The sequence below is a fragment of the Azospirillum sp. B506 genome (assembly GCF_000333595.1).
Taxonomy (GTDB): Bacteria; Pseudomonadota; Alphaproteobacteria; order Azospirillales; family Azospirillaceae; genus Azospirillum.
On sequence record NZ_BADK01000557.1, the window covers coordinates 1 to 1,812 of the forward strand.

A 1,812-nucleotide genomic window follows, 5' to 3' on the forward strand; every position below is an offset into this window, starting at 1 on the left:
GGCATGGTCTGGGGGCGGCCTATTATCTCGCCAAGGAACACGGCATCACCAACGTCGCGGTGGTGGACAAGGGCTGGCTCGGCGGCGGCAACACCGGCCGCAACACCACCATCATCCGCTCCAACTACCTGTATGACGAGAGCGCCCGTCTCTACGAGCATGCGGTGAAGCTGTGGGAAGGGTTGAGCCAGGAACTGAACTACAACGTCATGTTCTCGCAGCGCGGCGTGATGATGCTGGCGCATACGGTCCATGATATCCAGAGCTTCAAGCGCCACATCCACTCCAACCGCCTGAACGGCATCGACAACGAGTGGCTGACGCCGGAGCAGGCCAAGGAATACTGCCCGCCGCTGAACATTGCGGCAAACGCCCGCTATCCGGTGATGGGGGCCGCATTGCAGCGGCGTGGCGGCACCGCCCGCCACGATGCGGTGGCCTGGGGCTATGCGCGGGCGGCGTCGGCGCGCGGGGTGGACATCATCCAGAACTGCCCGGTGACCGCCATCCGCCGCGACGCCTCCGGCCGCGTCACCGGCGTGGAGACGGCGCGCGGCTTCATCAAGGCCAAGAAGGTCGCGGTGTCGGCCGCCGGCAACACGTCGGTGGTGATGGACACCGCCGGTGTCCGGCTGCCGCTGGAAAGCTATCCGCTGCAGGCGCTGGTGTCGGAGCCGGTGAAGCCGGCCTTTCCCTGCGTGGTGATGTCCAACACGGTGCATGCCTACATCAGCCAGTCCGACAAGGGCGAGCTGGTCATCGGATCGGGCACCGACCAATACACCTCCTACAGCCAGCGCGGCGGGTTGCCGCTGATCGAACACACCGTCGCCGCCATCTGCGAGGTGTTTCCGATCTTCAACCGCATGCGCATGCTGCGCAAATGGGGCGGCATCGTCGACGTCACGCCCGACCGCTCGCCGATCATCGCCAAGACGCCGGTGCCGGGGCTGTACGTCAATTGCGGCTGGGGGACCGGCGGCTTCAAGGCGACGCCGGGGTCGGCCAACGTCTTCGCCCACACCATCGCCCGCGACGAGCCGCACCCGATCAACGCGCCCTTCACGCTGGAGCGCTTCAAGACCGGGCGGCTGATCGACGAGGCCGCCGCCGCCGCCGTCGCGCATTGAGGAGACGACCATGCTGCTCATCCGCTGCCCTTATTGCGAAGCAGAGCGCCCCGAGCTGGAATTCACCTATGCCGGCGAGGCGCACATTGCGCGCCCGGCGGATCCCTCCGCCCTGTCCGACGACGAATGGCGCGACTTCCTGTTCGTCCGCACCAACCCGCGCGGCCGCCATTTCGAGCGCTGGCGCCACATGCATGGCTGCGGCCGTTTCTTCAATGCGGTACGCGACACCGTGACCGACAAATTCGCCATGACCTACAAGGCGGGGGCTCCGCGCCCAAGCGACGAGGAGATCGCGCTCGCCTCCAGCGCCGTCGCCGGATCCGCCGCCGCCCCCGCTGCCGCCAGCGTCAAGGATGCACGTCCATGAGCAATTTCCGCATTGCCGGCAAGGGCAGGGTCAACCGCAGCCGCCAGCTCCGCTTCACCTTCGACGGTGTGGACTATACCGGCTACGAAGGCGACACCCTGGCGTCAGCACTCCTTGCGAACGGCATCCATCTCGTTGGGCGGTCCTTCAAGTACCACCGGCCGCGCGGCATCCTGTCCGCCGGGTCGGAGGAACCGAACGCGCTGGTCGGGACCGACCGAGGCAACGGACGCTTCGAGCCGAACACGCGGGCGACCGTGCTGGAGGTCTTCGAAGGGTTGAAGAACGAGAGCCAAAACCGTTGGCCGTCGC

3 protein-coding genes are annotated in these 1,812 nt (G+C 66.8%); all 3 read left to right on the forward strand.

The annotated features are described in order from the left end of the window. A partial coding sequence (locus I71_RS16475) for a sarcosine oxidase subunit beta family protein (RefSeq protein WP_042695932.1) occupies positions 1-1,130 on the forward strand: 1,130 nt, incomplete at its 5' end. Positions 1,131-1,140: 10 nt separating this feature from the next. Continuing rightward, positions 1,141-1,500, forward strand: a complete 360-nt coding sequence (locus tag I71_RS16480; protein ID WP_042695933.1) for a sarcosine oxidase subunit delta — start codon at positions 1,141-1,143, stop codon at positions 1,498-1,500. After that, positions 1,497-1,812: 2Fe-2S iron-sulfur cluster-binding protein (locus tag I71_RS16485; RefSeq protein WP_042695934.1), on the forward strand; the 316-nt coding region annotated here is incomplete at its 3' end. The genes I71_RS16480 and I71_RS16485, both read left to right, overlap by 4 nt.